19 protein-coding genes and 1 pseudogene are annotated in these 26278 nt (G+C 63.4%); 12 read left to right on the plus strand and 8 right to left on the minus strand.

The features are described from left to right. Positions 1-18: 18 nt before the first annotated feature. A complete protein-coding gene (gene speE, locus F3089_RS10035; protein ID WP_151440676.1) occupies positions 19-906 on the minus strand; it encodes a polyamine aminopropyltransferase in 888 nt (295 codons plus the stop codon). A gap of 120 nt (positions 907-1026) precedes the next feature. On the opposite strand from speE, the gene speA reads away from it, so the two are divergent. The 8 genes from speA (at position 1027) to F3089_RS10075 (ending at position 10875) form a co-directional block, all read left to right on the plus strand. Beyond that, entirely contained in the window at positions 1027-2916 is a 1890-nt protein-coding gene (gene speA, locus F3089_RS10040) for a biosynthetic arginine decarboxylase (RefSeq protein WP_151440677.1), read from the plus strand. A gap of 69 nt (positions 2917-2985) precedes the next feature. Then, positions 2986-3630 carry a sigma-70 family RNA polymerase sigma factor gene (locus F3089_RS10045; RefSeq protein ID WP_151440678.1) on the plus strand — a complete coding sequence of 215 codons (645 nt, stop codon included), beginning with the start codon at positions 2986-2988 and terminating at the stop codon, positions 3628-3630. Further along, a complete protein-coding gene (locus F3089_RS10050; RefSeq protein ID WP_151440679.1) occupies positions 3627-4268 on the plus strand; it encodes a ChrR family anti-sigma-E factor in 642 nt (213 codons plus the stop codon). Before F3089_RS10045 ends, F3089_RS10050 begins: the two co-directional genes overlap by 4 nt. Before the next feature lie 11 nt (positions 4269-4279). After that, positions 4280-5023 carry an SDR family NAD(P)-dependent oxidoreductase gene (locus tag F3089_RS10055; protein WP_192497333.1) on the plus strand — a complete coding sequence of 248 codons (744 nt, stop codon included), beginning with the start codon at positions 4280-4282 and terminating at the stop codon, positions 5021-5023. A gap of 80 nt (positions 5024-5103) precedes the next feature. Next, on the plus strand, positions 5104-6879 hold the full coding sequence (locus F3089_RS10060; RefSeq protein WP_151440681.1) for an acyl-CoA dehydrogenase C-terminal domain-containing protein: 1776 nt from the start codon (positions 5104-5106) through the stop codon (positions 6877-6879). 78 nt (positions 6880-6957) lie between these two features. After that, complete coding sequence (locus F3089_RS10065; protein ID WP_151440682.1) at positions 6958-7863, plus strand: phospholipase A; 906 nt, start codon at positions 6958-6960, stop codon at positions 7861-7863. 213 nt (positions 7864-8076) lie between these two features. Continuing rightward, entirely contained in the window at positions 8077-8952 is an 876-nt protein-coding gene (locus F3089_RS10070; protein WP_151440683.1) for a LysR family transcriptional regulator, read from the plus strand. A 63-nt stretch (positions 8953-9015) separates the two neighbouring features. Beyond that, a complete protein-coding gene (locus tag F3089_RS10075) occupies positions 9016-10875 on the plus strand; it encodes a sensor domain-containing diguanylate cyclase (protein ID WP_151440684.1) in 1860 nt (619 codons plus the stop codon). A 5-nt stretch (positions 10876-10880) separates the two neighbouring features. Here the strand turns inward: F3089_RS10075 and F3089_RS10080 are convergent, their stop codons facing one another. Continuing rightward, positions 10881-11522 carry a TetR family transcriptional regulator gene (locus tag F3089_RS10080; RefSeq protein WP_151440685.1) on the minus strand — a complete coding sequence of 214 codons (642 nt, stop codon included), beginning with the start codon at positions 11520-11522 and terminating at the stop codon, positions 10881-10883. Between the two features lie 82 nt (positions 11523-11604). Here F3089_RS10080 and F3089_RS10085 point away from each other — a divergent pair, with 82 nt between their 5' ends. Genes F3089_RS10085 through F3089_RS10095 form a run of 3 tightly spaced genes read left to right on the plus strand, consistent with a single transcriptional unit; the run spans position 11605 to position 14582 of the window. Beyond that, positions 11605-12786: a BaiN/RdsA family NAD(P)/FAD-dependent oxidoreductase gene (locus F3089_RS10085; RefSeq protein WP_151440686.1), complete on the plus strand. Its 1182-nt coding sequence runs from the start codon at positions 11605-11607 to the stop codon at positions 12784-12786. Positions 12787-12795: 9 nt separating this feature from the next. Further along, positions 12796-13665 carry an EamA family transporter gene (locus F3089_RS10090; RefSeq protein ID WP_151440687.1) on the plus strand — a complete coding sequence of 290 codons (870 nt, stop codon included), beginning with the start codon at positions 12796-12798 and terminating at the stop codon, positions 13663-13665. Then, entirely contained in the window at positions 13662-14582 is a 921-nt protein-coding gene (locus F3089_RS10095) for an alpha/beta fold hydrolase (RefSeq protein ID WP_151440688.1), read from the plus strand. Before F3089_RS10090 ends, F3089_RS10095 begins: the two co-directional genes overlap by 4 nt. Here F3089_RS10095 and F3089_RS10100 read toward each other — a convergent pair. The 6 genes and pseudogenes from F3089_RS10100 to F3089_RS10125 all read right to left on the minus strand — a co-directional run bounded on the left by F3089_RS10100 (position 14557) and on the right by F3089_RS10125 (position 25320). Continuing rightward, a pseudogene (locus tag F3089_RS10100) lies at positions 14557-17743 on the minus strand (efflux RND transporter permease subunit). The gene F3089_RS10095 and the pseudogene F3089_RS10100 overlap by 26 nt on opposite strands. Further along, on the minus strand, positions 17743-18732 hold the full coding sequence (locus F3089_RS10105; RefSeq protein ID WP_151440689.1) for an efflux RND transporter periplasmic adaptor subunit: 990 nt from the start codon (positions 18730-18732) through the stop codon (positions 17743-17745). The pseudogene F3089_RS10100 and the gene F3089_RS10105 overlap by 1 nt, the downstream one beginning before the upstream one ends. A 124-nt stretch (positions 18733-18856) precedes the next feature. Beyond that, positions 18857-20296 carry an efflux transporter outer membrane subunit gene (locus tag F3089_RS10110; RefSeq protein ID WP_151440690.1) on the minus strand — a complete coding sequence of 480 codons (1440 nt, stop codon included), beginning with the start codon at positions 20294-20296 and terminating at the stop codon, positions 18857-18859. Beyond that, positions 20289-23429: an efflux RND transporter permease subunit gene (locus tag F3089_RS10115; protein ID WP_151440691.1), complete on the minus strand. Its 3141-nt coding sequence runs from the start codon at positions 23427-23429 to the stop codon at positions 20289-20291. Before F3089_RS10115 ends, F3089_RS10110 begins: the two co-directional genes overlap by 8 nt. Next, positions 23429-24643 carry an efflux RND transporter periplasmic adaptor subunit gene (locus tag F3089_RS10120; protein WP_151440692.1) on the minus strand — a complete coding sequence of 405 codons (1215 nt, stop codon included), beginning with the start codon at positions 24641-24643 and terminating at the stop codon, positions 23429-23431. Before F3089_RS10120 ends, F3089_RS10115 begins: the two co-directional genes overlap by 1 nt. A gap of 56 nt (positions 24644-24699) precedes the next feature. Then, positions 24700-25320, minus strand: a complete 621-nt coding sequence (locus F3089_RS10125) for a TetR/AcrR family transcriptional regulator (protein WP_160898393.1) — start codon at positions 25318-25320, stop codon at positions 24700-24702. A 138-nt stretch (positions 25321-25458) separates the two neighbouring features. On the opposite strand from F3089_RS10125, the gene tcdA reads away from it, so the two are divergent. After that, complete coding sequence (gene tcdA, locus F3089_RS10130) at positions 25459-26277, plus strand: tRNA cyclic N6-threonylcarbamoyladenosine(37) synthase TcdA (protein ID WP_151440694.1); 819 nt, start codon at positions 25459-25461, stop codon at positions 26275-26277. Position 26278: the final 1 nt, after the last annotated feature.

Below are 26278 nucleotides of genomic sequence, written 5' to 3' on the forward strand. Positions count from 1 at the left end.
CCGGTTTCAGTCGAGGCTTCACCCTTCGCCGCCGACGGGATGATCCTCGCCGATGATGTCCTGCAGGAAGGGCGGTGTCGCCAGGGCTCCCCGGTGCACGTCCGCGCTGTAGTAGCGGGTCGGGAAGGGGCGCGCCCCGGCATCCGCCTCCCGGAAGTGTTCGAGCGGCGTCACCTTGCCCGCAATGGTGCAGCTCCACCAGCCCGTGGGGTAGACGGGCTGCGGGAACACCAGCGTCTTGCTGTGATGGTAGCCCGCAGCTTTCATGTCCTCATGCGCCTTGCGGATGATCGATTTCGGCCGCTCCATCAGCGGCGACTCGGTCTGCTGCACCATCAGGCCGTTCTCCCCCAGCGCCATGTAGCAGTCGCGGTAGAAATCCTTCGTGAACAGCCCTTCCGCCGGGCCCACCGGGTCCGTGCTGTCGATGATGATGACATCAAAATAGCCCGGATCCGTGTCCTGGATCCACTTGATGCCGTCGCCAAAGAAGAAATTCGCGCGCGGATCCTCATTCGCCTCGCACAGCTCCGGGAACCACTGCTCGGAAAGCTCTGTCACACGCTGATCGATTTCCGCCTGCCAGACCTCTTCCACACCATCATGGCGCAGCACCTCGCGGAGCGTGCCGCAGTCACCACCGCCAATGATGGCGACCCGCCTGGGATTGCGGTGAGTGAACAGCACCGGATGGGCCATCATCTCGTGGTAAAGGAAGTTGTCCCGGGTGGAGAGCATGACGCAGCCATCAATCGCCATCAGGTACCCGAATGTCTCGGTCTCGTAGATGCTGATGCTCTGGTAGGGCGACTGCTCCGCGTGCACCCTCCCCTTGATACGGAGCGAGAAGGCAATGGACTCCTCCGGGTAGATCTCGGTGAACCAGTTATCGTCGAGTCCGCTCATGGCTCTCTCCTGCGCCTGGGTAAAGGGATCATTGTACGACCCGCCGGCAACGGACAGAAGCCTGTTCCATAAACGCCCGCGGCCTTACAATCCCCGGAAAGCCATCTGCCCGGAGCCCGCATGCACAGTGATACCCCTGGCCGCACCTGGAACATCGATCGCTGGAGCGAGGGCTACGTCACGGTCGGCACCGGAGGTGAGCTGCGCATCAACCCCGATACCCGGAGCCCAGGGGTGTCGCTCGCCGAGGTCGTGGCACAGGTGCAGCGCGAGGGTGCCCGCCTGCCAGTGCTGATCCGCTTCAGCGACATTCTCCGCCACCGTGTGAACCGTCTGTGCCGTGCTTTCAATGAGCCCATCCGGAACCTTGGCTACGAGGGAGGCTACACCGCTGTCTATCCCATCAAGGTCAACCAGCAGCGCCGCGTGGTGGAAGAGATCCTGCGCAGCGAACCGGCCGCGGGAGAGGGCCAGATCGGTCTGGAGGCCGGCAGCAAGCCGGAACTCTTCGCGGTGCTGGCTCTGGCCCCACCCAATGCCCGCATCATCTGCAACGGCTACAAGGACCGCGAGACCATCCGCCTCGCCCTGATGGGGCAGCGCCTCGGCCACCGTGTCTTCATCGTGGTGGAGAAAGCCTCGGAGCTGCCGCTGATCCTGGACGAATCCCGCCGGCTGGGTGTCCGCCCTCTCATCGGGGTTCGCGCGCGGCTGGCCACCATTGGCGAGGGCAACTGGCAGAACACCGGCGGCGAGAAGTCCAAGTTCGGGCTCTCCGCGCAACAGGTCCTGACGGTGGTGGAGCAGCTGCGTGAGGCCGATGCCCTGGATCGCCTGCAGCTGCTGCATTTCCACCTGGGGTCCCAGATCGCCAACATCCGGGACATCCAGACCGGCCTGCGCGAGGCGGCACGCTTTCACCATACCCTGCACGAAGCGGGCGCGCCCCTGAATACCGTGGACGTGGGCGGCGGCCTGGGCGTGGACTACGAGGGCACCCGTTCGCGCAGTGCCTGCTCCATGAACTACAGCATGGAGGAATACGCCCGCCAGGTGGTGCAGACCTTCCACGAGTCCTGCACCCATAACAACCTGCCCCACCCGCACCTGATCACCGAATCCGGCCGCGCCATGACCGCCCATCACGCGGTACTGGTGACCAACATCATTGACCGGGAAGCGCCCGAGGCGGCCATCCCGGAAGCGGTCCCCGAAACCGCCCCGGCGCCACTGCGCAGCCTCTGGGCGGATTATCAGGCGCTCAGCGGCGACGGGCCCGAACGCTCGGCCGTCGAGATCCATCATGATGCGGCGCAGGCCATGGCGGACGTTCAGACCGAATTCGCCCATGGACTGCTCTCTCTGCAGCAGCGCGCCCAGGCGGAACAGCTCCAGCGCCAGGTGGCCATGCGGCTGCGCACCCGCCTCAACCCCGGCAACCGCGTGCACCGCGACCTGCTTGATGAGCTTAACGAACAGTGCGCGGAACGGCTGTTCATGAATCTTTCGATCTTCCAGTCACTGCCGGACATCTGGGGCATTGACCAGATATTCCCCATCCTGCCGCTTCAGGGACTGGACCAGCCGACCACGCGACGGGCGGTGCTGAGGGACATGACCTGCGACTCCGATGGCCGCATCGACCACTACGTGGATGGCGACGGGATTGAGACCACCCTGCCCCTGCCCGATGCCACGGACGTGGATCAGCTCGCCTTCTTCATGACAGGCGCCTACCAGGAGATCCTGGGGGACATGCACAACCTGTTCGGCGACACGGACGCCGCTGATGTCAGCCTGGATGCCGCGGGCAACGCCCAGGTCACCCACCTGGCCCAGGGTGAGACGCTGGCCAGCGTGCTGCGCCAGGTCAACCATGACCCGGAGAACCTGTTCCGCCAGCTGGAATCCCGGATCGAGACCGCCGGACTGGCGGACGAGGAGCGTCTGCGGCTTCTGGAACAGATCCGCCAGGGGCTGGGGAGCTACACTTACCTCACCGACCACTGATCCGTACCCGTACCGCCCGCGTAATTCTGTCCAGGTTTGGATTTCCCAACATGGCAACGGGCACCTACAATGGAACTCATAAGAAGCAGCCAGACGGCAGCAACCAAGAGTCGCAACGTGACCACAGCCCCGGACAGTTCGCGCGCCGAGCGCAGCAAGGACCACTGGAGCCAGCTTCTGGAGCGGGTCGCCAGTCATCAGGACAGGGCGGCCTTCCACGAGCTGTTCGAGCACTTCGGTCCCCAGATCAAGTACTATGCCATTTCCAATGGCATCGCCCATCAGGCGGAAGAGCTCGTCCAGGAGGTCATGATCTCCATCTGGCGACGGGCGTGCACCTATGACTGGCGCAAAGCGGCTGCCTCCACCTGGATCTTCACCATTGCCCGTAACCAGCGCATCGATATGCTGCGCAAGATCCAGCGCGGCAGCGCCGAGATGGCCATCGAAACGGAAGACCTTTGGCAGATTCCCGGGGACGATGAGAAGGATCCAGTGCCCTCCCTTCACCGTATCATTGCCGAACGGCGTATCCGTGACTCCTTCGAACATCTGCCACAGGAACAGCTGACCGTGCTCAAACAGGTCTATCTCGAACACAAGTCGCACCAGGCCGTGGCTGAGGATCTCGACATTCCACTCGGTACCGTCAAGAGCCGTGTCCGTCTGGCACTGGGCAAACTGAAAGTGATTCTTCAGGATCAGGATCTATGAGTACCCATCATCCCGATGAAGTCCTTCTGATGGAGTACAGTGCAGGAACGCTCTCCGAGCCCATGGCCCTGTGCATGCGTATGCATCTCGACCGGTGCTCCCATTGCCGCGGCCAGCTGGACATGCTGAACAGTCTGGGCGCGATCATGCTCGACCACAGCCAACAGGCCAGCCGTGTCTCCGACGATCTGTTCGACAATATTGTTGCGCAGATTGACAGCGAACCGGCGCCCCGTGAGGCGGAGACGGAAAAGCCCGCCCATGATTCCCCGCTTGAACGGCTGCTTGGCAGTGACCTGCAGGAGCTGCCCTGGAAGCGCCAGCTGGCCGATGTCAGCGTCTATGACCTGAGCGACCGCTTTCCCGGGGATGAGCGAGTTACCCTGCAGAAGCTGTGCGCGGGTGGACGGGCCCCTTCCCACAGCCACCACGGCTCCGAGGCCACACTGGTGCTGACCGGTGCCTTTGCCGATGCCAATGGTGTATTCAGCAAAGGGGACTTCGTGATCCTTGATCAGCACCACGACCACCAGCCAGTGGCACTGCACGGTGAGGACTGCATCACCCTCTCGGTGATGGACGCCCCCGTGAAGCTCACCGGCCGGTTGACGCGGCTGCTCAACCCCTTCATCCGCTAGCCCCGGGGCTGATGGATACCCTGGTTGCCGGAATCAGTGGTGGCATAGGCCTGGCGCTGGCGGCCCATGAGCTGCAGCGCAATCCCGAAACCCATGTGGTCGGACTGAGCCGTAACGCTTCCCGGAACCACGAGGCCTGCGCCCTGGCGGAGGCCTTTCCCGGGCGGCTCAGCCTGGTGGATGCGGATGTGGCCGAGAGGGGCACCCTGGATGCTGCCCTTTCTGACCATTTACCCGGGGATGCCCGGGTTACCCGCATTCTCTATGCCGTTGGTGTGCTCCATGGCGAAGGGCTGTTTCCGGAAAAACGGCTGGAGGACGTGGACCCGGAGGCCATGCTGCACAGCTACCGGGTCAATACGCTGGGATTCCTCAACACCGTACAGGCGCTGCTCCCATGGCTGCGCCACCGCGATGCCAAGCTGATCGCCGCGGTTTCCGCCAAAGTCGGCTCCATTGGCGATAACAGCTATGGCGGCTGGTACGGCTACCGCTGCAGCAAGGCCGCCCTCAATATGGCGGTGCGCAATCTCGCTATCGAAACACAGCGCCGGCTGCGGCCCGCAACCGTGGTGGCCCTTCACCCCGGCACCACCGAAACGGCCCTGACCGCCCCCTTCCCACAGTCCCTGGCTCACCTCAAGGTGCACAGTCCCGCTGATACCGCCGCCAACCTGTGGACGGTTTTGGACGGGCTGGGTCCCGAGGACAGCGGTCGCTTCCTGAGCTGGGATGGCTCGGAACTTCCCTGGTAACCCTGAACCAGCAGCCCGCCTCATCCGTAATCACTGTTACATCCTGAATCTCCATTCACCTCACCATAGCGAGGCGTTTCATGGCCTACGATGCACCGGTTACCGATTACCGCTTCCTCCTTTACAACGTACTCGGCGCCGATCGCCTGTGCGAACTTGAGCCCTACGCCGAGGCCACTCCGGATCTGATCAACGCCATCCTTGAGGAAGGCGGGCGTTTCATGCGGGACATCATGGAACCCACCAATGTGCCGGGTGACCGTGAGGGCTGCCAGTTCAATCCGGACGATGCCAGCGTCACAACGCCTTCTGGTTTCCAGGAGGCCTACCGCCAGTTCTCAGAAGGCGGCTGGACCTCGCTGGACGCGCCAGTCGAGTACGGCGGCCAGGGCCTGCCGCACATCCTCAAGTTCATTATCGATGAGATGGTGTGCGCCACCAACCTGTCGCTGGGCATGTACCCGGGGCTGACCCACGGCGCCATCAGCACCCTGCACGAGCACGGCTCCCGGGAACTGAAGGACACCTACCTGGAGAAACTGATCTCCGGCGAATGGACCGGCACCATGTGCCTGACCGAACCCCAGTGCGGCACCGACCTGGGCCTGATCCGCACCAAGGCCCAACCGGATGCCGACGGCAGCTATCGGGTCAGCGGCACCAAGATCTGGATCACCGGCGGTGAGCACGACCTGACAGACAACATCGTGCACCTGGTGCTGGCCAAGCTGCCAGACGCGCCCAAGGGCACCAAGGGCATCTCTCTGTTCGTGGTGCCCAAGGTCATCCCCGAAACCGGTGACCGCAACAGCATCTTCTGTGGTGGTCTGGAGCACAAAATGGGGATCAAGGGCTCTGCCACCTGTGTCATGAACATGGACGAAGCCAGGGGCTGGCTGGTGGGTGAACCCCATGACGGCATGCGCCAGATGTTCACCATGATGAACGAAGCCCGGCTGATGGTAGGCATGCAGGGGCTTGGCCTGGCCGAATCCGCCTACCAGGTGAGCCTCGGGTTCGCGAAGGAGCGCCTGCAGAGCCGCTCCCTGGCCGGCCCGAAAAACCCGGAGGGCCCTGCAGACCCGGTCATTGTCCACCCGGACGTGCGCCGCATGCTGATGCGCCAGAAAGTGCTTAACGAAGGCATGCGCGCCATGGCCCTGTACGCCGGGCATCAGCTGGACCTTTCCAAGGCCCACCCGGACGCGGAGACCCGCCAGACGGCGGACGACATCGTCCAGATCATGACCCCTGTGGTGAAAGCCTTCCTTACGGACGAGGGCTACGCCAACGCCAACACCGGCCTGCAGGTCCTCGGCGGTTCCGGCTTCACCCAGGACTGGCCCATTGAGCAGTACGTGCGCGACGGTCGCATCGCGCGCATCTATGAAGGCACCAATGGCATCCAGGCCATGGACCTGGTCGGACGCAAGCTCAGCCTGCACAAGGGCCGCCTGGTGCAGAGCCTGTTCACAGACATGACCGACTACCTGAAACAGCATCCCGACTGCGCTCACCGGGACCAGCTGAAAGCCGCACTGGCAACTCTGGAAGAAGCCGTCAACTGGCTGAACACCAACGCACGGCAGGACCCGGAGCAGGCTGGTGCCGCGGCCACGCCCTTCCTGCGACTCACGGGGCTTACCGTCATCGCCTTCATGTGGGTGCGCATGGCTGAGGCTGCCCGGCAGGCTATCGCCAGTGGCGAGGGCAACCAGGCCTTCAATGAGGCCAAACAGGTCTCAGCGCGTTTCTTCTTCGACAAGCTTCTTCCGGAGAAGGATGCCCTGCTTGCGGACATCGTGGACGGTAAGGAGAGTCTTATGGCCCTTGATGACGACCAGTGGGCCCTGTAAACCATCACGCCGCACCCGACGCCGGGCCCAGTGCCCGGCGTTTTTGTGTGCGACCCATGCCTGGCGTAAACTCCGACCATGAAGCGACTACACCACCTGACACTGCTGATGACCTTCCTGATCGGGCTCTACACGGTCCCCAGCCCGGCACACCCTCATGACGACACCGACAGCGAGGCGGAGGCAACCTCCGAACCGCACCCCCGGGAGCGCATGCTCGGCGAGTCAAGCATCCTCCAGCCGCACCGGCGCAACTACCTGCTGCCGGCCACACGGACAGGATCGCCCAACCAGATACCCACCACCCCCACCTATACGCCGCAACCCCATGGCGAGCAGGTGGAAAAGGAGGAGGTCAAGTTCCAGCTCAGCTTCCGCCTGCCCCTGCTGACCGGTGTGTTTGAAGGCCCCAACCGGCTGTGGTTCGGCTACACCCAGCTGGCGTTCTGGCAGCTGTACAACACCGAGGAATCCTCGCCGTTCCGCGAGATCAACTTCGAACCCGAAATCTTCATGACCCATAACCTGGGGTGGGAGATTGGCCCGGGCGAACTCGAAACGCTCATCATCGGTCTCAATCATGAATCGAATGGCCGTGAAGAGCCTTTTTCGCGCAGCTGGAACCGCGTGAAGGCGGGCATGGTCTACAGAACCGACAACTGGACGATCGCCCTGGAGCCCTGGTACCGGCTCAAGCCCTCAAGGGCAGAAGACGATAACCCGGACATTGAGCGGTATCTCGGATATGGCGAGCTCAACGCGGTCTACAACCCCACGGGAACCCACGCACTCGGCATCTCGCTGATGAATAATCTGAGGGATGAAAACAACCGGACCTCCGTCGAGATCAACTGGTCCTTCCCGGTAAGCGAGTCCATCAAGGCCCACATCCAGTACTACAACGGCTACGGTGAGTCCCTCATCGACTACAACGAACGCACCCACCGCATCGGGCTGGGCGTCTCCCTGAACGACTGGCTCTGAGCAACAGCGGAATCGGAAAGGAATGGGCAGGCGGACGCCTGCCCATGGAAGGGGCTGCCGGCCAGCCGAGGAGCCTGACCGGTAACCGGCTGCATCACAATACACGGGCAAACCCGCTCTTCCCTGAACCCGCGCCTTGATGCTGGTTACACTTTACTCACGGCAATCGATGATGGAAAATGATTATTTCTATTCGATCCGTGAGTTATGCTCATGATTCAGCGGCACCATCTTGAAATCCTCATGGCCCTGCACGAAAAGGGCACCCTTGGCGAAGCCGCCAGTCACCTCTGCCTGACCCAGTCGGCCCTCTCCCATTCCATGCATAAGCTGGAGGAGCAGAGCGGGGCCCGGCTGTGGTCCAAGCAGGGCCGACGCCTGCAGCTGACGCAGGCCGGCAGCTACCTGCTGGAACTGGGCCAGCAGCTGCTGCCGCGTCTGCAGGAGGCGGATGCGACCCTGCGCGCCTTCGGTGAAGGGCGGCGCGGCCGCCTGCGGATCGGCATGGAATGCCATCCCTGCTACGAATGGCTGCTGACGGTTGTCCAGCCCTACCTGCGGCGCTGGCCGGACGTGGACCTGGACGTGATCCAGAAGTTCCGCTTCAACGGCCTCGAAGCCCTGACCCAGCACCGGATCGATATCCTCATCACCAGCGATCCCGTGTTCAGCAGTGACCTCTGCCACACACCGGTCTTTGACTACGAGCTCATGCTCGTGGCCGCGCAGGAACACGCCCTTGCCGGCGGCGGTGCCGTCACGCCGGAGCGCCTCAGCCAGACACGACTGATCCACTTCCCGGTGGCCCGGGAACGGCTGGATGTGTTCACTCACTTCCTCTCACCGGCCGGGCTGGAACCGCTCCACCAGCAGGAAGTGGAGGCCATGGAGATCATGCTCCAGCTGGTGGCGGCCAACCGGGGGGTCTGTACGCTGCCGGACTGGCTGGCTGAACGCTATCGCGACAGCCACCCCATCGCTACCCGGCGCCTGGGTGAGGAAGGGGTCCACAAGACACTGTATCTGGTGTACCGCCAGGCCGACGCCGGCATTGATTACCTGGCGGACTTCGTCGGTTACGGTCGGTAACCAGAGGGCAACACGGCATTCCGGGACCGCCACTACACTGAGCGGAAAAGGGATGCTGATAAAATGAGCCGCATACTGATTCGGTTGCTACTCTACGGACTCCTGCTGCTGGCAGGCCCCGCGTCCGCAGAGACTGCCCAGTGGTCCGGGAACGAACGGAACCTCCCACTTGAGGGCCATACCCAGTCGTGGGTCGACACCAGTGGCGACGCCAGCCTCGGTGACGTCCGCAGCCTGCCGCGTGAAGCCTGGACCCCGGAAGAGCCGCCGTCCATCAGCCACGGCTATGTGGATGAGCCCTACTGGTTCCGGACCCGGATCCACAACCCCACGGACACTCCGCTCAATCCCTATCTGGAAATCGGTTACCCCGCACTGCACCACATTGACCTGCATGTACTCAGCGATGGCGAGACCGTCCAGACACAGACCATGGGCAATCAGCTGCCTTTCGGGCAGCGCCCGCTGGAACACCGTAATTTCGTGATTCCGCTGCAACTCGCACCCGGGGAAACACTGACGGTGCTCATGCGCGTGGAGACGGGCAGCTCCATGCAGGTGCCGCTGACCCTCTGGGAATCGGAAGCGTTTCTGGTCTATGAACAGTCCGACCTGCTGTTCCAGGGCATCTATTTCGGCATTGCCGTGGCCATGATCTTCTATCACATCTTCGTCTACATCGCGGTGCGCGAACGGGCCTTCCTCTACTACATCGGTTACATCTCCGCCATGCCACTGTTCCTCGCCACGCTTGGCGGCCTCGCCTACCAGTTCCTCTGGCCCGGCGCGACCTGGTGGAACAACCAGCTGATGATGATCTTCCTGATGAGCGTGGTGGTCTTCGGTGCCCTGTTCACCATCCGCTTCCTGTCCATCAACAGCGACAACCATCCCTTCCTGCTGCGGGCTACCTCAAACCTGATCGCTGCCGCCCTGCTCATCATCCTGGTGGCCCTCTTCGTGCCCTTCAGCACCATTGTACTGCCGAGCATCGGCGTGGCCTTCTTGGCCTGCTGCCTGATGCTTCTTGTGGGGATTGTCCGTCTCCTCAAAGGAGTACAGGCAGCGCGTTACTATACGGTTGCCTGGTTCGCGATGCTTGCCGGCGGCATCATCCTGGCCCTGAGCAAATTCGCCCTGCTGCCCAACACCGTGTTCACCCAGAACGCGGTCCAGGTGGGCTCGGGCCTCGGAGTCATTGTGCTCTCATTCGCCATTGCGGATCGCCTCAACAAGGAGAAAAAAGCGGCGCTGGAGGCCCAGCAACAGGCCCTGCGCGAGGAGCGCAATGCCCGCATGGCACAGGCGGAGACACTGCGGGTCCAGGAAGAGGCCAATACACGCCTGGAGCATCGGGTGCACGAGCGTACCGAGGCCCTGGAAGCCGCCAATGCCAAGCTGCTGGAATTCAGCACCACGGACGCCCTCACCGGCCTGCGCAACCGCGGCTACTTCGAAGAGGTTTTCCCGAACTATTGCGTGGAAGCATTCCGTTACCGCCAGCCGCTGTCCGTAATGGTCCTGGACATTGACCACTTCAAGGCCTTCAACGACCGTTACGGGCACCTGGTGGGTGACGACTGCCTGCGGATGGTGGCGGAATGCATTGCCAACCTGGTGACACGCCCCGAGGACATTGTCGCCCGCTATGGTGGCGAGGAGTTCGTAGTGGTGCTCCCGGATACCACGGCTGAAGGGGCCCGCTGCGTGGCCGAGCGGATCCGCCGGCGGGTGGCCGAAACGCCTTTCCAGGTCTCCCGGGAGACCATCCACCTGACGGTAAGCATCGGCATCAGCGGCCGGATTCCCGAGACGGTTGAGATCACGCAGCGCCTGTTTGAGGACGCGGACCAGGCCCTATATGCCGCCAAGCATTCCGGACGCAACCGGGTCTTTGTCGGCAGCGATGGGCAACCGGCCTGATGGCTCTAGGAGCCTGCCAGGCTGGCATCCAGACCCGGGGAAAGGATCTCGGCCATGGCCCCCATGAACTGGCGGCGGAGGAAGCGCTCCGTCTCCTTCTGGATGGCTTTCTGCTGCTCCGGGTACTCAATGTAATCCATACCGCGGAACAGCATGAACCGGACCACGGTCCGGGCAATGTCCAGCACCGTGGTCCGGTCCACCTGGGGGACCAGCTCCCGCTCGGTCACGTCATCGGCCATCTCGCTGGCGGCCTCCTCCAGCTGCCGCGCCAGGGCCTGCCTGAGCACCAGTGAGGGCCCGTGAAGTTCCCGCACCGCGACCATGACCACCGCCGGGTTAACGCGGAAGTACTCGTACACGAAATAGACCGAATCGTGGGCTGCCTGATCCGAGGTCGCCGCCGCTGTGCGCAGACGCCGGACCTGACGCTTGACCTCGGAGGCGATGCATTCGAGCACGAACAGGCCGAAGTCATCCAGATCCGAAAAGTGACGGTAAAAGGTGTTGGGGTTGAGGCCGGCTTCACGGGCCAGCTCCCGGATACCCAGCGAACTGATGCTGCGACTGCTGGTCACCAGGCGCAGCGATGCCTGGAGCAGTTTCATCTTCCCTTCCGGGATGGACTGGGTGCCAGGTCCGATCATCGGCCTCTTTCCACTGGTTCACTCGGGTTCACGGGCCTTAGAATACGCGCTCAGCAGCACATTCGGACAGGCCACCCCCATCATGCCCACCACCTATGACGTCATCATCATCGGCGCCGGCGCCGCCGGGCTCATGTGCGCCGCGACTGCCGGCTACCGTGGCCGGCGTGTGCTGGTGATCGAGCACGCACGCCGCCCCGGGCGCAAGATCCTGATGTCCGGTGGGGGGCGCTGCAATTTTACCAACCTCAACAGCACCCCGGCGAACTTTCTCTCGGACAACCCGGGGTTCTGTATTTCCGCCCTCAAGCGCTACACCCCCGAACACTTCCTTGAGCTGGTGGAACGCCATGGCATCGAGCACGAGGAAAAAGCGGCGGGGCAGCTGTTCTGCCAGGACTCAAGCCGCGAGATCGTGGATCTTCTGATGACCGAGGCCGAGTGGGCTGGCGTCGATGTCATGACGCGCACGACGGTGGCAACGGTCGCCACCTCCGATAGCGGCTATACACTGGCGACCAGCGCTGGCGAATTCCACGCGGAAGCCCTGGTGGTTGCCTGCGGCGGCCTTTCCATCCCCACCATGGGGGCCACTGGTTTCGGCTATGAGCTTGCCCGCCAGTTCGGGCTCGATATCATACCCACCCGGGCCGGCCTGGTGCCCTTTACGCTGGCGCCGGAGCTCCGGGAGCAGCTGGCGCCACTGGCGGGCATCAGCTGCCCGGTGGCGGTCTCGTGCAACGGCGAACGATTCCGGGAACCCATGCTGGTGACCCATAAAGGGCTGAGCGGCCCCGCCATGCTGCAGATCTCCAGTTTCTGGGAACCCGGTGATGCCCTGGGGATCGATCTGCTGCCGGATCAGGATGCGAGCCAGTGGCTGACGGAACAGCGCCAGAACCACCCGAACCGCAGCGCTGCACGGGCCCTCGGCGAGGAACTTCCGAAGCGCTTTGCCCAGGCCTTCTCGGAACTCCAGGGCTGGCGGGAACCGCTCCAGCATTTCAGCAGGGCAGACCTGACGCAGGCGGCACAGACCCTCAATGGCTGGCAGTTGACGCCGGCGGGCACCGAGGGTTACCGGACCGCCGAGGTTACCCTGGGCGGCGTGGATACTCGCTCGCTGTCCTCAAAAACCATGGAAGTCCACGACCAGCCCGGGCTTTTCTTCATCGGCGAGGTGGTGGACGTCACCGGCCACCTCGGCGGGCATAATTTCCAGTGGGCCTGGGCCTCCGGCGTCGCCGCCGGCCAGGCGGTCTAGGAGCAGCGTATGATCATCCTTGTTCTCGTCACCATCCTCTGGGCCTTTTCCTTCAGCCTGATCGGCGTCTATCTCGCCGGGAACGTGGACAACGACTTCGCCGTGCTGACCCGTGTGCTGTGCGGCGCGTTGGTGTTCCTGCCGCTTCTGCGCTGGCGCGGCGTTCCAGGCGGCTTCCAGCTGGGCATGATGCTGGTCGGCGCCAGCCAGTTCGGCATCACCTACCTGCTGCTGTACCGCTCATTCGCCTTCCTGACGGTGCCGGAGGTGTTGCTGTTCACGGTCTTCACGCCCATCTACATCACGCTTATGGATGACGCCCTCCACCGCCGGTTTGCCCCGGTGGCCCTTATGGCTGCCGCACTGGCCACGCTGGGGGCGGCGATCATCCGCTACGATGGGCTCAGTGAGTCCTACATCACCGGCTTTGTCATGCTGCAGGGCGCCAATCTCGCCTTTGCCGCCGGCCAGGTCGGGTACCGGCGCCTCTATGAGCGCTATTCGCTGACGGCGCCCGCCTGGCGGCTGTTCGGCTACTTCTTCCTGGGCGCCATACTGGTGGCGCTGCCGTCCTTCCTCATATTCGGCGACCGCACCATGCTGCCCGCCACGCCCTGGCAGTGGCTGGTTCTGGGCTGGCTGGGCTTCGCCGCCTCCGGGGCCGGCCTGTTCTTCTGGAACCAGGGGGCACGGAAAGTGGATGCGGGCACCCTGGCAGTCATGAACAATGCCCTGGTGCCCGCGGGACTGCTGGTGAACCTGCTGATCTGGAACCGGGATGCGGACCTGCTCGCGCTGGCTCTCGGCGGGGGACTGATCGGGATTTCGCTCTGGGTCAACCAGTACTTCCGCCCTGACCTGAAGGACGCTGCGGCATGAGCATCGACATGGAGGAACCTACACAGGTCCATACCCTGCGGACACCGGATAACCGGCAACTGGTGGGCCTGGAAACGGGCGCGGAAGACGGCATACCCGTAGTCTACGCGCACGGCATGCCCGGCTCAGCGCTGGAGGCTCTGTTCTTCCATGAACAGGCACGGATAGCCGGTTTCCGGATACTGGCGCTGGACAGGCCCGGCATCCGTGGCTCCAGTTACCAACAGGACCGGACGCTGCTCGACTACCCCCGGGACCTGGCCCTGTTCCTGGATCACCTGGGGATCGATCGCTGCATCCACATGGGCTGGTCCAGTGGCGGATCCCGCACCCTGGCTGCCGCCCATGAACTGCCCGGGCGGATACGGCTCGCGATACTGCTCTCCAGCTATACCCATTTCCGGGAAATGGCCGGTGCCCGGCGACTGTTGCTGCGCACGCTCTGGCCCGGGCCTGTCATTGCGGATATCAGTCCCGCCCTGTTCCGGGCGACCGTCGCGCTGATCACCGCCATTGCCCAGCGGCGGCCTGATTTCTACATGGCCCGGGCACGCAGCCTGTTCAGCGACGCGGACCACGCCATCCTGGGAGATCCTGGCCAGATCCGGCGCTTCCGCGCCAGCCAGCTGGCCTGCCTCAACTCAGGCGCCCACGCCATTGCCACGGACCTGCTCACGGAGATGGGCGATTGGGGATTCCGGCTCGGGGCCATCCGGACACCAACACTGGTCCACCAGGGCGCCGAGGATCAGCTCCTGCCCCCGGCCTACGCCCGGCACCTGGCCGCCACACTCCCTGATGCGGAACTCACCATGCTCCCCCACTCCGGCCACTTCTATCCCCTGGGCCGGCCCTTCCAGGGGGATCTGTTCCAGCGTATCCAGGAGGCGCTCAGCGCACCTCCCGCTCACCGATGAACAGATAGTAGGCCAGCGGCACCACGATCACCGTCAGCAGGGTGGACATGGCCAGCCCGAAGATCAGTGAGATCGCCAGACCGTTGAAGATCGGGTCCGTCAGGATGAAGAAGGCCCCCAGCATGGCGGAGACGGCGGTCAGCGCTATGGGCTTGATGCGCACGGCGCTGGCCGTCACAACCGCCTCTTCCAGCGGTGTCCCCTCGCGCAGCAGATCCCGGATGAACACCACCAACAGGATGGAATTGCGCACGATGATGCCGGCCAGCGCGATCATGCCGATCATGCTGGTCGCGGTGAATTCCTTACCCAACAGCGCATGGCCCGGCATGATCCCGATGAGCGTCAGTGGGATGGGCATCATCACGATCAGCGGCAGCCCGTAGGAGCCGAACTGCGCCACCAGAAGCAGGAAAATGGCGATGATCCCAACGGCATAGGCGATCCCCATGTCCCGGAAGGTCTCATAGGTGATCTGCCACTCCCCGTCCCATTTGATGGCAGCCTCATCCGGCCATTCCGGCTGCTGGATGTAGTACTGGGGCAGGTCTTCCAGGTCCTCGGCCATACGGAACATACCGTACAGCGGGGAGTCCACGTCGCCGGCCATGTCGGCAGTGACGTAGGTAACCGGCATCAGGTTCTTGTGATGGATCGCCCCGGGCCAGCTGCTGGGCTCGATTGAGGCCACCTGCGCCAGCGGCACCCTATCGCCGGAACGGCTCCGGACATTGAGGGACAGCAGCGCCGCTTTTTGAGCCCTGTCGCCTTCATCCAGGATCACCCGTATCGGAACGGCGTACTTGGCGTTCGGATCGTGGAAGTATTCAAGATTGCGCTTGCCCAGTGTGGTCGAGAGCAGCTCCACCACCTGGGCCTGGGAAACGCCCAGCGTGGCCGCCCGCTGGCGGTCAAACACCACACGCCAGCGCTCCACAGGGGCCTCCACCGTGGTGTCGATATCCACCAGCCCCTCGACACCTTCCATACGCCGTGCCAGTGACGCCGCCTCCCGGGCACGCACCTCCGGACTGGGGCCATAGACCTCGGCAACCAGCGGCGACAGCACCGGAGGCCCCGGCGGCACCTCCACCACCTTCACGGCAGCCCCATAACGTTCACCAATCTCTGTGAGGGGCTCACGCATCGCCTGGGCAATATCGTGGGAAGCCTTTTCCCGCTCGTCCTTCAGGTTGATCTGGAGATCGCCCTGCCAGGGTTCCTGGCGCAGATAGTACTGGCGCACCAGCCCATTGAAGTTGATGGGTGACGCCGTACCGGCATAGGCCTGCCAGTTGGTAACAGACTCGTGACTCTCCAGATAACCACCCATCTCCGTCAGGACTTTCTGGGTGGTCTCCATGGGAGTGTCCTCAGGCATATCCACCACCACCTGGAGCTCCGACTTGTCATCAAAGGGGAGCATCTTGAGGATCACCAGCATGAACACCGGCAGGGCGGCAGCGCCCAGCGTCAGCGCGATGACCCCGGATGCCAGCCCATGGCGCCGCCAGGGATGATTGCCCATGAAGGGCGTCAGAACCCGGCTGAAGAGACGGTAGAGGCGGGGGTTAACTTCCTCCGCTTCGGCACCCTCCGCCTCTTTCGCCCGGTCCCGGGGACGCACCAGCCGCAGTGCCAGCCAGGGAGTAAGGATGAACGCCACGAGCTGTGAAAGCACCATCCCGGCCGAGGCATTGATGGGAATAGGGCTCATATAGGGGCCCATAAGCCCCGTCACAAATGCCATTGGCAGAAGGGCAGCCATGATGGTGAGGCTCGCCATGATGGTTGGGGTCCCAACCTCATCCACCGCAGCAGGGATCACCCGGATGGCAGGGGCATCGGAGTTATGGATGCGCCGGTTGACGTTCTCGACGATCACAATGGCGTCATCCACCAGGATCCCGATGGCGAAGATGAGCGCGAACAGGGATACCCGGTTCAGGGTGAAGCCCCATGCCCAGGAAAACACCAGCGTCAGGAGCAGGGTCAGAAGCACCGAAAGACCGACCACCATGGCCTGGCGCCACCCCATGAACGCCAGAACCAGAAGCATGACGGACAGGGTGGCCATGATCAGGTCCGAGATGAGCTTGCGTGCCTTGTCACTGGCGGTCTGCCCATAGTTGCGGGTGGTGAGCACCTCAACATCATCGGGTATCACCCGCCCCCGCAGCTGTTCGAGCCGGTCTGAAACAGCGGCGGTTACATCAATGGCGTTCTCGCCGGCTTTCTTGGCAACGGCCACCGTCACTGCCGGATAGCGCTGACCGGGTTGGCCCTCACCCGCAGGGCCAAAGCCCAGCTGCACCGACGCATCCGGTACCGTGCCGCCACGGCCGACCGACGCCACATCCGAAAGGTGAACGACAGCCCCATTGCTGTGCGCCACAACAAGCGACCTGAGCTCCTCGACCTGCTGGAGTGGCTCCCCCGGCTGAACCGGGATGGACAGCCCCGCACGCGTAACCCTGGTTTCCTGGCCGGTGGCATTGGCGGCCCGGACCGCCTGCTGGAGATCACTGATGCCCAGGCCATAACCGGCCAGGCTGGCGGGCTCAACCCGCACATCGATGCGATCCGGCACACCACCGACCGTGTAGATATCCCGGGTTCCGGGCACCCGCTTGAGTTCCGTCTCCAGGGTATGGGCAAGACGGGTCAGGTCTTCGCCACTCTGGCGCCTCTGCGGGTCATAGAGAGTCAGGGTCATGACTGGAACGTCATCAATACCCCGTGGCTTGACCACGGGTTCGCCCGCTCCCAGGCCCTCGGGGAACCAGTCGCGGTTGGACTGGACCTTGTTGTGGATGCGCACCAGGGCTTCCCGACGCGGCAGCCCCACCTCGAACTGGACCGTGATGACCGCCTGGCCCTGGCGCGAGACCGAATAGATGTCCTCAACGCCCCGGATCTCGTCCAGGATCTGTTCGCCCGGGGTGGCGATCAGGCTCTCCACCTCACGGGCACTGGCCCCGGGAAACGGCACCATGACGTCCACCATGGTGACGTCGATCTGGGGTTCTTCCTCCTTGGGCGTCACGATGACGGCAACAATACCGAGCAGCAGCCCGATCAGTGCAAGGAGGGGTGAGGCGACTGTTCTGGAAGACACGCGCGATCTGTCCGGATGGGCCCAACCTGCCATTCGGTGCCATCAGTACAGGGCCTCACGACGCACGGATTCACCCTCACTGACACCGGAGAGCACTTCCACCAGCCCATCCCGGCGGCTCCCGAGACGCACCTGGCGCAGACGGGGCTCGTCATCCGGGCCGCGCACGAACACGGCACGCAGTTCACCACGCCGATAGATGCTGGACTCGGGCACCCAGAGTGCCTCGCGCGTATCGGTCGGAATGCCCACACGCACCAGCATACCGGGGAAGAGACGGGCCTCGGGGTCGGCAAGCTCAAGCCTCAGCCGGAAGCTGTGGCTACGCTGATCCGCATAGGGGTAGAACGTCATCCCATCGGTTTCGAGCTGTGCCCCGCCATTGAGGGTAACCACTGCCTCACGCTCGGAGCGCACGCGCTCCGCGTACTGCTGGGGAAGAGAGACCACCACCCGCAGCTGCTCCAGCGACAGACCCCGCATCAGCGGCTGCCCTGGCGAGACGGATTCCCCCACCTCGACCATGCGCTCGGTCACGATGCCACTGTAAGGGGCGTGTACACGGGTGTAACTGAGCTGCTCCCGTGCTTCGGAAAGTGCGCCTTCGGCGCGTGAGACACGGGCTCTGGCTGCATCAAAGCGATTCCGCGCCTGATCCAGTTCCTGCTGTGAGGCGACATCGCGTTCGTGCAGCTGCTCCACGCGCCCCAGGTTCTGGCGGGCATCCGTCAGGTCGGCGCGGGCCTCGTCCAGGCTGGCCCGGGCCTGCTCCACACGAGCCTGTTCATCACTGTCCTCAAGCCGGACAATCAGCTCGCCCTCTGGAACGGCGTCATCGACGTCGTAGGGCAGCTCGACAACGGTTCCCGCTGTCTGGGCGGATACTGTGCTTTCCCGCACAGCCTCGATCATGCCATCAAGGCGGAGGGTTTCTGTCAGCGTTTCCCGCTTCACATCCACCCACTGTGCTGAGGCGGCCTGGACTGCGCCCGAAAGGCAGAAGCAGAGAACCATCATGAGGGCTCGGCGCATGCCTGCCTCCTTAAATTTAGTGTAACCTAATATTTAAGTCTAGCACCCGCATGGCCTGGCAGGAAGGTGGCGGCTGCCGGCTCCGCGCTTGCACGGGCCGGCAAACCTGTAAACAGAGCCCTGGTCAGGAGTCTCCGCTCTCCGGCTCAACCGCCTTGCCGTCGGCCCAGCCGCCGCCCATCGCCTTGAACAGCGTGGCCGTGGCGTTGAGCCGGTCGCGGATGGCATTGGTGAGGGTCAGCTCCGCGTCCAACAGGACGCGCTGGGTATCCTGCACCGTCAGGAAGTCCGTGAGGCCTTCCTCGTAGCGCAGCTCGGCCAGCTCCAGCGTTTTCTCCAGCGCCTCGACCTGATCCCGGAGCCGGCTTACCCGTTCATCCGTGGCCTCATACACGGCCAGCGCATCGCGGACCTCGCGGAACGCCTGCTGCAGAGTGACCCGGTACTGGGTTTCAGCCTGGTCACGCAGGCTCTGGGCCGCCTCCACACGTGCTTTGTTACGACCGAAGTCGAAGATGGGGCCAAGCACGGAGGCGCCGATTTCCCAGGTTTCCGCCGGACCGGTAAACAGGTCATCCGACTCGATGGCCGCGCTGCCGAAGGAGCCACGCAGATTGAAACTGGGCAGGCGCTGCGCCTGGGCGACGCCGACCTCCTCGGTCGCCGCAATGATGGCCGCCTCGGCCGCACGGATATCCGGCCGCCGCTCCAGCAGATCCGAGGGCAGCACTTCCGGGACTTCCTCAGGCAGGGTGATGTCACTGAGGCTGCCTTCGCCGAAATCCAGCTCGCTGGTGAGTTCGCGCGGGGTCATGCCCACAAGCACACCCAGAGCCGTCTTGAGCTGGGCGACACGCTGACGCTGCTGGGGCACCAGCGCACGGGTGGCTTCCAGTTCGGACACCGCCTGGCGCAGGGTCAGCTCATTGGTATCGCCGCCCTCGTAGCGCGCCCGCTCGATCCGCACGGTTTCCTCGCGCGTCTCCAGAGTGCGCTCGGTGATGGCGAGGGAGCGCTGGGCCGCTCGCAGCTCGGTGTAGGTGGCCACCACATCCGCAACCGTGCTCAGACGCACCGAGTCATGGGTGAACACCGATTCCTGCAGCGCCGCCTCGGCGGCATCGCTCTGACTCTCGAGCTTCCCCCAGAGGTCCACCTCATAGCTCAGAAGGCCGGTTACCGAGAACATGTTGCTGGTGGTACCGCCACCCAGCGGGTTGGCCGCCCCGGATTCACGCCCACGGGCGGCATCGGCCTGGCCTTCGACAGTCGGCATCTGCTGGGCGTCCGCCAGCCCCAGCCGCGCCCGCGCCTCCTGCAGCCGCTGGTACTGCAGCTGCATGTTGAGGTTGTCGTCCAGAGCCCGTTCCACCAGACGGTTGAGCACAGGATCGTCAAACCGGTGCCACCAGTTGGACCAGTCAGCACGCTCCTCGCCGGTCAGCAGGACCTCGTCCGGCCATTCCTCCGGCAGATCCACCTGGGGCTCTTCGTATGCCGGGCCGACCGCACAGCCGGCCAGGAGCAGAGGGAACATCAGTGTTGCGAACAGTATCCTACGCATCGGAAACCTCTCTGGAGCTGTTGTTGCTCCCGCGATTGCTCAACCAGATCGAGAACTCCTCGAACAGCCGGTAGAACAGCGGCACGAAGAACAGGGCCAGGGTACTGGCGACGATCATGCCACCAACCACCACGGTGCCGATCTCCTGCCGGCTGGAAGCACCGGCGCCGGTCGCCACTACCAGTGGCAGCGAACCGATGATGAAGGTCAGCGCCGTCATCATGATGGCCCGGAAACGCTGCTGGGCTGCCGCAATCGCAGCATCCTTCGGTGACAGGCCCTCGCTGCGGTTCTGGGCCGCGAACTCCACAATCAGGATGGCGTTCTTCGCCGCCAGGCCGATCAGCACCAGCAGCCCCACCTGGAAATAGATGTCGTTGGGGAAGCCACGCAGCAGGGCGGCCAGAGCCGCGCCGAATACGCCGAAGGGGATGGCCGTGGCCACCGCCAGCGGGAGCGTCAGGCGTTCATACTGCGCCGCCAGGATCAGGAACACCATGACCAGGCCCAGAGCAAACGCGATGGTCCCGGCCTGGCCGGCAGCCTGGAGTTGATAACCCTGCCCAATCCACCCGAGTGGCGTGTTGGCCCCCAGATTCTCGTCAGCCACCTCGCGCAGCGCCTTCATAGCATCGCCGGTGGTGTAACCCGGTGCCGGGTCGGCGGCGATGTTGGCCGCGGGGTAGACATTGAATCGGTTGATGATATCGGCCCCGGTCTCGCGGGTCAGTGTGACCAGCGAGCTGAGGGGGATCATCTGACCGCTGTTGGAACGCACGAAGACACGGCGCAGATCCTCGGGCCGGCTGCGGAACTCACCCTCGGCCTGCATGTTCACCTGCCAGTTACGCCCCTGCATAGTGAAGTCATTCACGTAGAAGGTGCCGAAGGTACTCTGCATAGCGGAGAACACCTCACCGATGGGCACATCCAGGGCCCTCGCCTTCTGACGGTCCACTTCGGCCTTATAGCGCGGAATGCTCACATCCAGATCGGTCCGGGCATTGGTGAGCACCGGATGCTGGTTCGCGGCCTTCACCACTTTCTGGGCCAGCGCATGGAGTTCCTTGGTACTCATGCCGCGCTGATCCTGAATAAACGCCTCCACGCCACCGGTGAGGGACAGCCCCTGGATCGGCGGCGGAGAGAACGACATGACATTCGCCTCTTCCACTCCTGCACCCATGCCCATGATTTTCTTGGACACGGCAGACGCTGACTGCCCTGGCCCCTGACGCTCAGCCCAGTCCTTCAGCGTTACGAATGCGATTCCGGCATTGGAACGGCTGGCACCGGCCAGAAGATCGTAGCCGGCGAAGGCCACAACGTTCTCGACTTCGGGCAGATTCAGCACATTACCAACCAGCTCCTCACGCACCGCCTCGGTCCGCCCGAGCGCCGATGCCGGCGGCAGGTAGGAGGCCATCAGTACATAGCCCTGGTCCTCCTGGGGCACCAGTCCCGAGGGCAAGCGGTCCAGCATCCAGAGGGTACTGCCGATGAACAGGAAGAAAAGCGCCACACCAATCACGGCATGATTCAGGATCCAGGTCACACCGCCCACGAACCCATTGGTGATTTTCTCGAAGGCAGCATTGAACCATTGGAAGGGCTTTGAGACGTCCTTGGGTTCACCATCCAGCAACCGGGCACACATGGCCGGGGTCAGCGTCAGCGCCACAATGCCGGAAATCACGATGGAGACCGCGATAGTCACCGCGAACTGGCGGTAGAGCTCACCGGTCAGCCCCCCCAGGAACCCAACGGGCGCGAACACGGCAACCAGCACCAGAGTGGAGGAAACCACGGCTCCGGATACCTGCCCCATGGTCTCCACGGAGGCGCCGTACGCCGTCATGCCGTGCTCCTGCATCAACCGTTCCACGTTCTCCATCACAATGATGGCGTTGTCCACCACCACCCCGATGGCAAGAATCAGTCCGAACAGGGTAAGCAGATTCACCGAGAAGCCGAGCACCGTCATCCCGGCAAAGGTACCGATCAGGGCAACCGGAATGGCCGCCAGCGGGATCAGCGTGGCACGCAGGTGCTGGAGAAAGATGAACGTCACCACCGACACCAGAACCAAGGCGATCACCAGTGTGATCAGAACCTCCTGAATCGACATCTTGATGAAAGTGGTGGTGTCGTAGGGGATATCGTACTGGATGTCCTCCGGAAACCGATCCTCCAGCTTCTGGAGTGCTTCACGCACATTGGTAGCGGTCTCGAGCGCGTTGGCCCCGGGCTGCAGGTAGACCCCGACCGGCACCGCCGCCTGGCCGTTGAAGCTGGCCGTGAAGTTATAGTTCTGCGCGCCCAGCTCGACCCGCGCGACATCGCCGAGACGCAGCGAAGCGCCATCGCTCGTGGTCCGCAGCATGATGTCCTCGAATTCGCTGGGATCACTCATCTGCTGCGGTGTGGAGACACTGAATGTGAACGCCTGATCCACGGGCGCCGGCTGCCCACCGAGACGGCCTGCTGCGTACTGGGCGTTCTGGGAACGCAGGGCACTGGCGACGTCCATCGGAGAGATGTTGTATTCCGCCATCTTGTCCGGCTGCAACCAGATGCGCATGGAATAGTCCTTGGCGCCGAAGAGAGAGGCGTTACCCACACCCGGGGTCCGGACCAGCTCGTCGATGACGTTCAGCAGCGCGTAGTTGGAGATTTCGATGGTACCGGTGTCCCCGGACTTCGAGGACAGCGCCACGACCTGGAGAATCGAGGTGGAGCGGGCCTCAACGGTAACGCCCTGATCACGCACGGCCTGGGGCAGGCTGGCCATGGCCCGCTGGACACGGTTATTGACGTTGATGGTGGCCTGGTCCGGATCGGTGCCAACCTCGAAGGACACCGTGATCTGCACGCTGCCGGCGTTGGTGCTCCCCGACTCCATATAAATCATGTCGTCGACGCCGTTGATCTCCTGCTCCAGTGGCGCCGCCACACTGTCGGCCAGAACTTCAGCACTTGCACCAGGGTACCTGGCCTCAACCACGACTTCGGGCGGCACCACGTTCGGGTACTGCTTCACCGGCAGCCCCATGAGCGAGGCCGCGCCGGCGATCAGGATGATAATGGAGATGACCGCCGAGAAGATCGGGCGGTCAATGAAGAATCGGAACATCAGTTACTCTCCCCGCCTTTCTCGCCGTCTTTCTGACCATCCTTCCCGGCGCCTTCGACTTTCACCTTCATCCCGGGCTGACGGATGCCGGCCATACCGCCAACCACCACGCGTTCACCGGCTTCAAGCCCGTCCGTGATGATGCGGCGACCATCAACCACCTGCCCTGTCTTAACCGAGCGTGGCTGCGCCTTGTTGTCCTCGGTCAGCACAAAGACCTGCAGACCGCCATTCTGACCGTCGCCTATGGCCTTGGCGGGCACGGTCACCACATCATCGAGCGTCTTCAGCTTCACCCGGATGCGCACGAACTGACCCGGCACGATGCGCTGTTCTTCATTGGGGAATACGGCACGGGCGGTAACGGTACCGGTCTCCGCATCGATGGTGCTGGCCGTGAAGTCAATGGTACCGGTGTGTTCGTATTCGGAGCCGTCCGGCAGGATCAGCTTCGCGGTGCTGCGGTGATCGCCATTACCATCCGAATGCATGGCTTCCCGCGCCCGCCGGCGCGCCGCAGCATCGTTCTCCGGCAGCGCAAAGCGCACATGGACCGGGTTCATCTGGGTGATGTGAGTAAGTTCGGTACCGCGTTCGATCAGGTTGCCCTCGGACTGGGTCTCGAGGCCCGTCACACCGGTCACGGGTGCTTCCACATCGGTGTAGCCCAGTTCCAGTTCGGCACGGGCAACCTCGGCTTCTGCAACCGCAACCTGGGCCTGTGCCAGCTCAAATGCGGACTGCGCATTGTCCCGCTCACGCTCACTCACAGCGTTCTTCTGGTAGAGACTGGATACCCGGTTCCATTCCCGCTCAGCCTGGCTGAGATCCGCCTGCGCGGACTGGAGCTGGGCTTTAGCGGCCTGCAGGGCCACCTCAAAGGGTTCCGGGTCGATACGGAACAGGGGCTCACCCTGCTCGACCACCTTGCCCTCGTCGTAAAGGCGCTCTTCCAGAACACCCTCGACGCGGGCCCGCACAGCCACTTCACGGGCACCCCTGACACGCCCCGCATAGTCCTCGCGGATGGTCACATCCTCGGTCTGAACCTCAGTAACCGACACCGGGGGCGGCGGCATCCCAGCTCCTTTCTGCCCCTGGCCATTGCCGCCACAGGCAGCCAGCCCCAACGTCAGCACCAACACGGTACCGACGCCGCCAATACGACGGGCTCGGCTGCCCCCTATGACTTCTGTCCGGGTCAACTGATTCATGGTTCCTTTCTCTCCGCAAAGTCTCAATCGGTGTGGAAAAGCTGTGTTCAGCCTGCTCAGCTCTCGGGCTTGAGGATGCCCCTGAACAATAATTCGCTGATTTCGTCCGCCCGCTCCGCACGCGATTCCCGATCGCCTGCAAGCAGCTGGGAAAAGACCGCCCCATAGAGCAGGTCGCTGAAGACCTCCTGGGCCAGTGCCGGCGACATGTCAGGTCGCATACGGCCCTGCTCAATCAGCTTCTCGAAGCGTGCCCGCCATTTGCCGCCGCTGGTTTCCTGATAAACAAAGTAAAGAGGCTTTCCATTCTTCGGAAACTCCGCCCGTTCCTGGATGAAAAGCTCCACCGTCTCAGGGTTGCACTCAAAAAACTCCAGGTAACGGTGAATGCCAAGGCGCAGCTGTTCGAGGGGATCCTCCAGCGGGTCGACCGCCTCGTTCACATAACAGGTCAGGTCCTCCAGCGCCTTTTCCACTGTTGCCATGAAGAGAGTCTCCTTGCTGGCAAAACAGCGGTACACCGTCCCCTTACCCGCGCCTGCGCGCTCGGCAATGCGATCCATCTCCGCGCACCGGTACCCAACCTCCGCGAACACCACGGCGGCGGCCTCCAGGACCTCCCTGCGGCGCTGTTCCGGTGCCTTGTGGGTGCGCGTCGGGCGCGAGGAATCGGTCACGTGTATCGGCCTCTTGAAGATGGACTGACCAGTCCGTCTAATCATACGCCCGCTAAAATGGACTGACAAGTCCGTAATCCTGAACCCCGGTTTCTGGTAGAATCCGCACAAACCGAGCCCCCCATTACGGAGCCACCCATGACGCCGGATTCCTTTTCCCAGCGCTTCGGAGGCATGGAGCGCCTCTACAGCCAGGACACCGCCCGATCCCTTGCCGCCGCCCATGTCGCCATTGCCGGCGTCGGCGGTGTGGGTTCATGGGCGGCCGAGGCGCTCGCCCGCAGCGGCATCGGGGCTCTTACCCTGATCGACATGGATGACATCTGTGTGACCAATACCAACCGCCAGGTCCACACGCTGGCGGACACCATCGGGCGCCCGAAGGTTGAGGTGATGGCCGAACGGCTGCGGGCAATCAACCCGGAATGCCGGGTTACAGCAGTTCCGCAGTTTGTGACCACCCGCAGCATGGAGAGTGTGCTTCCCGGGAACTGCGATGCGGTGGTTGACGCCATCGATAGCGTCAACCACAAGGCGGCCCTTCTGGCCCACTGCCGCCGGCGCAAACAATGGGTGATCTGCGCCGGGGGCGCTGGGGGACAGATGGACCCAACCCGAATCCGCGTGGCCGACCTGAGTCGCACCACCCAGGACCCGTTGCTGGCCAAGGTACGGAACCTGCTCCGCCGTGAATACGGCTTCCCGCGCAACCCGAAGCGGCGCTTCACTATCCCCGCCATCTATTCCGAGGAACAGCTCACCTACCCCACGCCGGAGGGCGGCACTACCCATGAAAAGCCCGGTGACGGCCCAACCCGGTTGGACTGCAGCACGGGCTTTGGCGCCGCCAGTTTCGTGACCGGCACCTTTGGTTTCGTGGCAGCCTCCAGGGTTCTTGAACATCTGGCCCGCCGCCATGAAAGAATGCGAAGAGCACTGAAAGAGGAAGGCGACTGAC

The organism is Halospina sp. K52047b (assembly GCF_008709855.1).
GTDB classification, from domain to species: domain Bacteria; phylum Pseudomonadota; class Gammaproteobacteria; order Pseudomonadales; family Oleiphilaceae; genus Halospina; species Halospina utahensis_B.

Excerpts from the sequence above, each read along its gene's own strand:
- F3089_RS10050 (WP_151440679.1), top strand. The coding sequence starts at position 3,627 with ATGAGTACCCATCATCCCGATGAAGTCCTTCTGATGGAGTACAGTGCA.
- F3089_RS10080 (WP_151440685.1), bottom strand. The coding sequence starts at position 11,522 with ATGATCGGACCTGGCACCCAGTCCATCCCGGAAGGGAAGATGAAACTG.
- F3089_RS10090 (WP_151440687.1), top strand. The coding sequence starts at position 12,796 with ATGATCATCCTTGTTCTCGTCACCATCCTCTGGGCCTTTTCCTTCAGC.
- speA (WP_151440677.1), top strand. The coding sequence starts at position 1,027 with ATGCACAGTGATACCCCTGGCCGCACCTGGAACATCGATCGCTGGAGC.
- F3089_RS10095 (WP_151440688.1), top strand. The coding sequence starts at position 13,662 with ATGAGCATCGACATGGAGGAACCTACACAGGTCCATACCCTGCGGACA.
- F3089_RS10105 (WP_151440689.1), bottom strand. The coding sequence starts at position 18,732 with ATGCGCCGAGCCCTCATGATGGTTCTCTGCTTCTGCCTTTCGGGCGCA.
- speE (WP_151440676.1), bottom strand. The coding sequence starts at position 906 with ATGAGCGGACTCGACGATAACTGGTTCACCGAGATCTACCCGGAGGAG.
- F3089_RS10070 (WP_151440683.1), top strand. The coding sequence starts at position 8,077 with ATGATTCAGCGGCACCATCTTGAAATCCTCATGGCCCTGCACGAAAAG.
- F3089_RS10110 (WP_151440690.1), bottom strand. The coding sequence starts at position 20,296 with ATGCGTAGGATACTGTTCGCAACACTGATGTTCCCTCTGCTCCTGGCC.
- F3089_RS10045 (WP_151440678.1), top strand. The coding sequence starts at position 2,986 with ATGGAACTCATAAGAAGCAGCCAGACGGCAGCAACCAAGAGTCGCAAC.
- F3089_RS10055 (WP_192497333.1), top strand. The coding sequence starts at position 4,280 with ATGGATACCCTGGTTGCCGGAATCAGTGGTGGCATAGGCCTGGCGCTG.
- tcdA (WP_151440694.1), top strand. The coding sequence starts at position 25,459 with ATGACGCCGGATTCCTTTTCCCAGCGCTTCGGAGGCATGGAGCGCCTC.
- F3089_RS10120 (WP_151440692.1), bottom strand. The coding sequence starts at position 24,643 with ATGAATCAGTTGACCCGGACAGAAGTCATAGGGGGCAGCCGAGCCCGT.
- F3089_RS10065 (WP_151440682.1), top strand. The coding sequence starts at position 6,958 with ATGAAGCGACTACACCACCTGACACTGCTGATGACCTTCCTGATCGGG.
- F3089_RS10060 (WP_151440681.1), top strand. The coding sequence starts at position 5,104 with ATGGCCTACGATGCACCGGTTACCGATTACCGCTTCCTCCTTTACAAC.
- F3089_RS10115 (WP_151440691.1), bottom strand. The coding sequence starts at position 23,429 with ATGTTCCGATTCTTCATTGACCGCCCGATCTTCTCGGCGGTCATCTCC.
- F3089_RS10085 (WP_151440686.1), top strand. The coding sequence starts at position 11,605 with ATGCCCACCACCTATGACGTCATCATCATCGGCGCCGGCGCCGCCGGG.
- F3089_RS10075 (WP_151440684.1), top strand. The coding sequence starts at position 9,016 with ATGAGCCGCATACTGATTCGGTTGCTACTCTACGGACTCCTGCTGCTG.